Source organism: Streptomyces sp. KLMMK (assembly GCF_036961605.1).
GTDB lineage: Bacteria > Actinomycetota > Actinomycetes > Streptomycetales > Streptomycetaceae > Streptomyces > Streptomyces telluris.
In genome coordinates this window covers 1-7,865 of record NZ_JBAMDC010000307.1, presented here as the reverse complement: position 1 = coordinate 7,865, position 7,865 = coordinate 1, and the positions used below count along the sequence as shown (strand labels likewise).

11 protein-coding genes are annotated in these 7,865 nt (G+C 72.9%); 5 read left to right on the top strand and 6 right to left on the bottom strand.

What is annotated here, in order from left to right; all coding sequences use genetic code 11:
• On the bottom strand, positions 1–414 hold a 414-nt coding region (locus V7793_RS29150; RefSeq protein ID WP_336011939.1), incomplete at its 3' end, for a DAK2 domain-containing protein.
• Between the two features lie 324 nt (positions 415–738).
• On the opposite strand from V7793_RS29150, the gene rpmB reads away from it, so the two are divergent.
• The gene (gene rpmB, locus V7793_RS29145) at positions 739–924 is read left to right on the top strand and encodes a 50S ribosomal protein L28 (protein ID WP_078660562.1); all 186 of its coding nucleotides are present in this window, start codon (positions 739–741) and stop codon (positions 922–924) included.
• A 189-nt stretch (positions 925–1,113) separates the two neighbouring features.
• On the opposite strand, the gene thiD is transcribed toward rpmB, so the two are convergent.
• Positions 1,114–1,905: a bifunctional hydroxymethylpyrimidine kinase/phosphomethylpyrimidine kinase gene (gene thiD, locus V7793_RS29140; protein ID WP_336011934.1), complete on the bottom strand. Its 792-nt coding sequence runs from the start codon at positions 1,903–1,905 to the stop codon at positions 1,114–1,116.
• Between the two features lie 10 nt (positions 1,906–1,915).
• Positions 1,916–2,929: a thiamine-phosphate kinase gene (locus V7793_RS29135; protein WP_168091491.1), complete on the bottom strand. Its 1,014-nt coding sequence runs from the start codon at positions 2,927–2,929 to the stop codon at positions 1,916–1,918.
• A gap of 137 nt (positions 2,930–3,066) precedes the next feature.
• Between V7793_RS29135 and V7793_RS29130 the strand changes: the two genes are divergently transcribed.
• Both V7793_RS29130 and V7793_RS29125 read left to right on the top strand, forming a co-directional pair.
• Positions 3,067–3,300, top strand: coding sequence for an Lrp/AsnC ligand binding domain-containing protein (locus tag V7793_RS29130; RefSeq protein ID WP_168091490.1), 234 nt, complete (start codon positions 3,067–3,069; stop codon positions 3,298–3,300).
• Between the two features lie 20 nt (positions 3,301–3,320).
• Entirely contained in the window at positions 3,321–3,824 is a 504-nt protein-coding gene (locus V7793_RS29125; RefSeq protein WP_336011928.1) for a DUF3515 domain-containing protein, read from the top strand.
• On the opposite strand, the gene V7793_RS29120 is transcribed toward V7793_RS29125, so the two are convergent.
• From V7793_RS29120 to V7793_RS29110, 3 genes are read right to left on the bottom strand one after another with little or no spacing between them, the layout of a single operon-like run.
• The gene (locus V7793_RS29120; protein WP_168091488.1) at positions 3,821–4,969 is read right to left on the bottom strand and encodes a D-alanine--D-alanine ligase family protein; all 1,149 of its coding nucleotides are present in this window, start codon (positions 4,967–4,969) and stop codon (positions 3,821–3,823) included. The genes V7793_RS29125 and V7793_RS29120 overlap by 4 nt on opposite strands.
• Before the next feature lie 34 nt (positions 4,970–5,003).
• Positions 5,004–6,005, bottom strand: coding sequence for an NAD(P)H-dependent glycerol-3-phosphate dehydrogenase (locus V7793_RS29115; RefSeq protein ID WP_336011924.1), 1,002 nt, complete (start codon positions 6,003–6,005; stop codon positions 5,004–5,006).
• Positions 6,002–6,751, bottom strand: coding sequence for a lysophospholipid acyltransferase family protein (locus tag V7793_RS29110; RefSeq protein WP_336011921.1), 750 nt, complete (start codon positions 6,749–6,751; stop codon positions 6,002–6,004). The genes V7793_RS29115 and V7793_RS29110 overlap by 4 nt, the downstream gene beginning before the upstream one ends.
• Before the next feature lie 161 nt (positions 6,752–6,912).
• On the opposite strand from V7793_RS29110, the gene cofC reads away from it, so the two are divergent.
• Positions 6,913–7,647: a 2-phospho-L-lactate guanylyltransferase gene (cofC, locus tag V7793_RS29105; protein WP_336011942.1), complete on the top strand. Its 735-nt coding sequence runs from the start codon at positions 6,913–6,915 to the stop codon at positions 7,645–7,647.
• Between the two features lie 9 nt (positions 7,648–7,656).
• On the top strand, positions 7,657–7,865 hold a 209-nt coding region (locus V7793_RS29100; protein ID WP_336011916.1), incomplete at its 3' end, for a hypothetical protein.

The window sequence follows — 7,865 nt, the reverse complement described above, 5'->3', positions numbered from 1 at the left end:
GTCGGCGGCCTCGGCGGCGGGGTGCCCCGTGCGGGAGGGCGCGGGGCTCGGCTCGGGGCACGGCTCGGGACGCGGCTCCGCGCCCCCCGCCAGGACCTCCGCCATGCCGCGCAGCAGCTGGGCCAGGATCGTGCCGGAGTTGCCGCGGGCGCCTATGAGGGCGCCGTGCGCCATGGCGCGGACGGCGTCGGGGAGCGCGGGGCGGGAGGCGGGGCCCGTGGTGGCGTGGCCGTCGAAGACGGCGTCGACGGCCCTGGCGGCGGATTCGGCGGTCAGGTACAGGTTCGTGCCGGTGTCGCCGTCCGGGACGGGATAGACGTTGATGGCGTCGATCTCCTCGCGGGCCCGCCCCAGCGCGTCGAGAGCCAGCGCGCACCAGGTGCGTACCGCGGAGGCGTCCAGCGGGTGCGGCACGTGGGTGTCCTCCTCGGACTGCCGGGGGCGGTGGAGCGGTGGAGCGGTGGAGCGGTGATCGCAGACTAGTCCCGGGGCGCGGCCCGGAGGGCGGGCGGTCGGCCGGGGGCGGGACAGGTCAGACAGGTCGGACAGGTCACAGCCCGGGCAGCCATGGTAGTTTCGTCGAACGGGAGCAGTCGTTGTATGCTGCTCCGGTTGCCTGATGAGAATCAGGCCATCCCCCTGGTAATGCCGGTCACTACAGATTTCGGCACGCAGGGATTTTCCGTACGTGCCTGTCGTCTCCGCGTGAGCGGGGGTGACCCGTCTTTGGAGTAACCCGTGGCTGCCAACTGCGACGTCTGCGGCAAGGGGCCGGGCTTCGGCAACGCTATTTCGCACTCGCACCGCCGTACCCCCCGTCGTTGGAACCCCAACATCCAGCGGGTGCGTGCTGTGGTCGGTGGGACGCCGAAGCGGCTCAACGTCTGCACCTCGTGCATCAAGGCCGACAAGGTCTCGCGCTAAGCGAGTGCTGTCCCCCGCGCGAGCGGGGGCGAGCCGGTCTCGCTGTGACGTCTCACGTCGTGGCGCTGCCCATCTGGTTGCCTTGAAAGCCGGTCCACCTCACGGTGGGCCGGCTTCTTGCCGTACCTGCTCACGGCCTGAGCCCGGTCTGTTCGCCGCCGCAAGGCCGGGCCTCCCCCGCCCCGTGCGCTAGGAACGCCACCGCCACGCGTGGTCGACCGGCCCGATGCCGTTCCCCAGGGGGAAGCCGGCCTCGATGGCGCCGGTCACGTAGTCCTTGGCCGCCGCCACCGCTTCCGGCACCGTGCGCCCCTTGGCGAGCCCGGAGGCGATGGCGCTCGCCAGCGTGCACCCCGTCCCGTGCGTGTGGCGGTTGTCGTGGCGCGGGGCCCGCAGCCAGTGCTCCTCGGCGCCGTCCGTGAGAAGGTCCAGCGCGTCCCCCTCCAGGTGCCCGCCCTTGATGAGCGCCCACCGGGGCCCGTACGCGAGCACGGCGTCCGCCGCACGGCGCATGTCGGCCTCCGAGGCGACCCGCAGGCCCGTGAGCCACGCGACCTCGTCGAGGTTGGGGGTGGCGACGGTGGCCGCCGGCAGCAGCTTCGTGCGGACCGCGTCCAGGGCGGAGGCGGCGAGCAGGGCGTCGCCGTGCTTGGAGATGCCCACCGGGTCCACGACCACGGGGGCGGCGGTCCCCGCCAGGAGCTCGGCGACGGTCCGCACGAGCTCCTCCGAGGCGAGCATGCCGGTCTTCACGGCCTGGACGCCGATGTCGTCGACGACGCTGCGGTACTGGGCCCGTACGGCCTCCGCGGGCAGCTCCCAGGCCCCCTGCACGCCGCGGGAGTTCTGTGCGGTCACGGCCGTGACCACGCTCATGCCGTGCACGCCGAGGGCGAGCATGGTCTTGAGGTCGGCCTGGATGCCCGCACCGCCGCCGGAGTCGGATCCGGCGACGGTCAGCACGCGTGGGGGTATCGGCATGGGGCCGAATCTACAGCGCCGCCCCGTGCGGCCCATGGGGCCCCGCACCGTGCTGGTCCCCCGGCTCCAGCTCCCCGAAGTGGTCCCAGCCGCCGGCCTTGTCCCACGGGGCCCCGTCCACGGTGACCTGGGGCAGGGCGGAGGGGCTGACGACCTCGCCGATGACCTTCCAGCGGGCGGGCAGCTTCACGTCCGGCGGGAACGTCGCGACGATCGCGTGGTCCTCTCCCCCGGTCAGCACCCACTGCAGCGGATCGACGCCGACGGCCTGGCCGATGTCGGACATCTGCGTGGGCACGTCGATGGCGGCCGTGTGCAGGTCGATGCGGACCTTGCTGGCCTCCGCGATGTGGCCGAGGTCGGCGATGAGGCCGTCGCTCACGTCCGTCATCGCGGTGGCGCCGAGGCCCGCCGCCGCGGGGCCCGCGTGGTACGGCGGTTCGGGGCGCCGGTGGGCCTCGACGAAGGCGCGGGGCGAGCGGAAGCCGCGGGCGAGCACCGCGAGTCCGGCCGCGGACCAGCCGAGCCACCCGGTGACGGCGACGATGTCACCGGGCTGTGCGCCGGAGCGGGTGACCGGCTCGTGGTTGCGCAGGTCGCCGAGGGCCGTGATGGCTACGGTGATGGTCTCGCCGCGCACCACGTCGCCGCCGACGACCGCCGCACCGGCGACCTGGCACTCGTCGCGGATGCCGTCCATCAGCTCGGTCGGCCAGGTGGCGGGGAGTTCGGCGGGGACGACCAGGCCGAGCAGGATCGCGGTCGGCACCGCGCCCATCGCCGCGATGTCCGCGAGGTTCTGCGCGGCGGCCTTGCGCCCGACGTCGTAGGCGGTCGACCAGTCGCGGCGGAAGTGCCGCCCCTCCAGAAGCACATCCGTACTGGCCACGACCCTCCGGTCGGGCGCAGCCACCACCGCGGCGTCGTCACCCGGCCCGAGCCGGACCGCAGGGGTGGTGGTGAGCCGGGAAGTAAGCTCTCTGATGAGCCCGAACTCCCCCAACTCGCCCACGGTGCCTTTCACTGAGCTCCTCCTAGGAGTATCGGTTGTGACATACGCCGCGCCGCGCAGGCAGCGCGGGTCTCCCCGCGCCGTGCGGCGACGCGGTACCGTGGCGTCTCTTCTCCCCACATGATCCTCGTAGCCGCCCTGGAGGTTCCGTGGTACAGGCGTACATCCTGATCCAGACCGAGGTCGGCAAGGCGTCGACCGTGGCCGAAGTCATCTCGAAGATCTCGGGGGTGATGCAGGCCGAGGACGTGACCGGTCCGTACGACGTGATCGTGCGTGCCCAGGCCGAGACCGTGGACGAGCTCGGCCGCATGGTGGTGGCCAGGATCCAGGCAGTGGAGGGCATCACCCGCACACTGACCTGCCCGGTCGTCCATCTCTAGGTCCCCCGTATGCTCGCCCGGTGAAGTCTTTCCTCCGCCGGCCCTTCGGCCTGTCCGCCGTCGTCGTGCTGTGCGCGGCCGCCGGCTGCTCGTCGTCGGGCGGCGCGGAGGGTCCCGCGGTCCCCACGCCGTCGGCGCGGGCGGCCGGGCTCTGCCGGGCGCTGCACAAGGAACTGCCGAAGACCGTGGACGGGAAGCAGCGGCGCACCGCCGGCCCCGTCTCGGACTTCACCGCCGTGTGGGGTGATCCCGCGATCGCCCTGCGCTGCGGGGTGGAGCGTCCCGAGATCATCAAGCCCGGTTCCGAACACTACAACCCCGCCGCGGACTCGGTGGAGATCGACGGTGTGGACTGGCTGCCGGAGCGGCGGCCGGACGGCAGCGTCCGCTGCACGACCACCCTGCGGGAGGCGTTCGTGGAGGTGACGCTGCCGAGGAAGGTCGTCGGCGAGGCCGGCGATCTCGGTGCGCTCACCGATCTCGCCGGCGCCGTCGCGAAGACGATCCCGGTGGGGGTCGTCTAGCGCAGGCCCGTGGGCCGGCGCAGGGCCGCCTGGATGAGGCGGTCGATCAGCTCGGTGTAGCCGACGCCGCTCTCCTGCCACATGCGGGGGTACATGGAGATCGGCGTGAAGCCCGGCAGGGTGTTGATCTCGTTGATGACGAACTCGCCGTCCTCGGTGAGGAAGAAGTCCGCGCGCACGAGGCCCTCGCACGAGGCGGCGTCGAAGGCCTGCACGGCGAGCTCCTGCACCTTCGCCGTCTCCTCCGGCGTCAGCGGCGCGGGGACGAGACCGGTGGCGGAGTCGATGTACTTCGCCTCGAAGTCGTAGAAGTCGTGAGCGGTGACCGGGGGGATCTCGGCGGGGACGCTGGCGCGCGGACCGTCCTCGAACTCCAGGACGCCGCACTCGATCTCCCGGCCCCGCAGCAGCGACTCGACCAGGATCTTCGGGTCGTGGCGGCGGGCCTCGGCCACGGCCTCGTCCAGACCGGAGACGTCGTCGACCTTGGTGATGCCCATGGAGGAGCCGGCGCGGGCGGGCTTGATGAAGACGGGCCAGCCGTGCTCGCCGGCGAAGTCGACGATCTTCTGCCGGGCGGCGGCCGGGTCGGTGTCCCACTCGCGGGGGCGGACGACCTCGTACGGACCGACGGGCAGGCCGAAGGAGATGAAGACCCGCTTCATGTACTCCTTGTCCTGGCCGACGGCCGAGGCGAGCACGCCGGCGCCCACGTAGGGGATGCCGGAGAGCTCCAGCATGCCCTGGAGGGTGCCGTCCTCCCCGTAGGGTCCGTGCAGGACGGGGAAGACCACGTCGACCTCGCCCAGCGCCTTGGGCATCGTGCCCGGCTCCGTGTAGACGAGCTCGCGGTCGGAGGGGTCGACCGGCAGGACGACGGAGCCGTCGGGCGACTGGGCGAGCTGCGCGACGCTCGGCAGCGCGCGGTCGGCGATGGCCATCCGCTCGGGGTCGTCGGCGGTGAGGGCCCAACGGCCGTCCGTGGTGATGCCGATCGGCAGCACGTCGTACTTCGTGCGGTCGATGGCGCGCAGCACGGCGCCGGCGGTGACCACGGAAATGGCGTGCTCGGAACTGCGGCCGCCGAAGACGACCGCCACACGCGGCTTCCGGCCAGGGCTCTGGGGGGTGATCTCGGTGCTCATATCGCGACGAGAGTACCTCGTGGTGCGGGCGGCGTCAGTGCCGCTCGGCCTTGGCGCTGCGCGACATCAGCTCCTTGAGGGCCACCAGCGGCGGCTTGCCCTCGTGCACGATCTCCACCACGGTCTCCGTGATCGGCATGTCGACTCCGTGGCGCCGCGCCAGATCCAGCACCGACTCGCAGGACTTGACGCCCTCGGCGGTCTGCTTGGTGACCGCGATGGTCTCCGAGAGGGTCATGCCGCGGCCGAGGCTCGCGCCGAAGGTGCGGTTGCGGGAGAGCGGGGAGGCGCAGGTGGCGACGAGGTCCCCCATGCCGGCGAGGCCGGCGAAGGTGTGCGCGTCGGCGCCCATGGCGAGGCCCAGTCGGGTGGTCTCGGCCAGGCCGCGGGTGATGAGGGAGGCCTTGGCATTGTCGCCGAGCCCCATGCCGTCGGCGATGCCGACGGCGAGGGCGATGACGTTCTTGACGGCGCCGCCGAGCTCGCAGCCGACCACGTCGGTGTTGGTGTACGGGCGGAAGTAGGCGGTGTGGCAGGCGGCCTGGAGGCGCTGGGCCACGGACTCGTCGCGGCAGGCGACGACGGCGGCGGCGGGCTGCCGCGCGGCGATCTCCTTGGCGAGGTTGGGGCCGGTCAGGACGGCCACCTGGTCGGCGGAGACCTTGGCGACCTCCTCGATGACCTCGCTCATGCGCTTGGCGGTGCCCAGCTCGACGCCCTTCATGAGGGAGACGAGGACGGTGTCCGCGGGCAGCAGGGGCGCCCACTCGGCGAGGTTGCCGCGCAGCGTCTGGGAGGGCACGGCGAGGACGGCGAAGTCGGCGCCCCGTGCGGCTTCGGCGGGGTCGGTGGTGGCCCGCACGGAGCGCGGGAGCTCGACGCCCGGGAGGTAGTCGGGGTTGGTGCGGGTGGTGTTGACGGCCTCCACGAGGGCGGCGCGCCGCCCCCACATGGTGACCTCGCAGCCGGCGTCCGCCAGGACCATCGCGAAGGCGGTCCCCCAGGAACCGGTGCCGTAGACGGCGCAGCGCGTCACTTCTTGTCCTCCTGGGCCTTGCGGCGGGCCGCGGCTCGGGCCTTCTTGGGGTTGTACGGCTCGGCGGGGGCCGGCTCGCCGCGCAGTTCGGCGAGGAGGGCGGTGATGGCGGCCATGATGTCGTCGGTCGCGGCGCGCAGGACGTCCGCGGTGGGCTCCTTGTCGTAATACGCGGAGAGGTCGACGGGCGGGCCGGCCAGCACCTTGAGCGTCTTGCGGGGGAAGAGCCGGAGCTTGTTCTCCTTGGCGTACGGCGGCATGGCCTCGTTGGCGCCCCACTGGGCGACCGGGACGACCGGTGCGCGGGTGAGGAGCGCGACGCGGGCGGCGCCGGTCTTGCCCTCCATGGGCCACATGTCCGGATCGCGGGTGAGGGTGCCCTCGGGGTAGAAGGCCACGCACTCGCCCTTGTTGATGGCCTCGACGGCGGCCTTGAAGGCGACCGCGGCGTCGGCCGACTCCCGGTAGACGGGGATCTGCCCCGTGCCGCGCAGGACGGCGCCGACGAAGCTGCCCTTGAAGAGGGCGGCCTTGGCCAGGAAGCGGGGGACGCGCCCGGTGTTGTACTGGTAGTGGGCGTAGGAGAGCGGGTCGAGATACGAGTTGTGGTTGACGGCGGTAATAAAACCGCCGTCGGCCGGAATGTGCTCCATTCCCCGCCAGTCCCGCTTGAACAGAACCACGAGCGGCGGTTTAGCCAACACCGCCGTAAAGCGGTACCAGAAGCCGATTCTGTGGCGGGACACTCGGACACCCTTCTCTTGGGACCTTGGAGCTGCGCTGAACCCGGAGGCCGCACAAGTGTCGCCCCAGGTCCCCGGTCTGTCGAGAACACCGTAACCCCGCGCTCCGCGGGCGGCTGCGGCAGCGGGTGACAATGAGGCGGATGCGTAGAGAGGGGGCGGATGTGGTCTGGACGCTGGTGGTGCCGGTGAAGCCGCTGGCCCTGGCCAAGAGCCGTCTCGGCACCGGGGCCGGGGAGGGGCCCCGCGCCGCGCTCGCGCTGGCGTTCGCCGTGGACACCGTGGCCGCGGCACTGGCCTGTGCGGCGGTACGGGATGTGGTGGTCGTCACGGACGATCCGCTGGCCGGGGCCGAGCTCACCGCCCTCGGGGCGCGCGTCCTGGCCGAACCAGGGGGGCCGGGCGGCCTGAACGGCGCCCTTGCGCACGGGGCGCGGACCGTACGGGCCGGGCGGGCCGGCGCCGCCGTGGCGACCCTCAACGCGGACCTTCCCGCCCTGCGCCCCGCGGAACTGGGCCGGGTCCTCGATTCCGCGACGGAATTCCCGCGGGCATTTCTCGCGGACGCGGCGGGAATCGGAACGACGCTGCTGGCAGCGGCGCCGGGAATGGAATTGGCGCCGGCGTTCGAAGGACATTCGCGCGCCCGGCACCGGGACTCGGGGGCCCGGGAGATCGGGCTGGCCGGGGTGGATTCCGTGCGCCGGGACGTGGATACGGAGGCGGATTTGCGGGCCGCCCTGGCCCTGGGCGTGGGGCCCCGTACGGCCGCTGTCGTGGGCGCCCCCGCGGGGCCGGGCGCCGGGGGCCGCAGGGGCACCGTGCGGCCGCCCCGTGCGGGCGGTGCGCAGCGGCACGGGGCACCCGCTGCGGAACGCTCCGCCCCGCGCGCCGACTAGGCTGCTGACATGCAGGCCACCGCTTACACCTTCGACCCTCAGACGCGCTCCGGGAGCGTGCTCCTGGACGACGGCACCCCGCTGTCCTTCGACGCAGCGGCCTTCGACGCGGGAGGCCTGCGCCTGCTGCGGCCGGGCCAGCGCGTGCGCATCGAGTGCACGGAGGGCGCCGCGGGCGCGGAGGGGGCCCCGGAGGGCCGCCGCGTGACGCTGGTGAC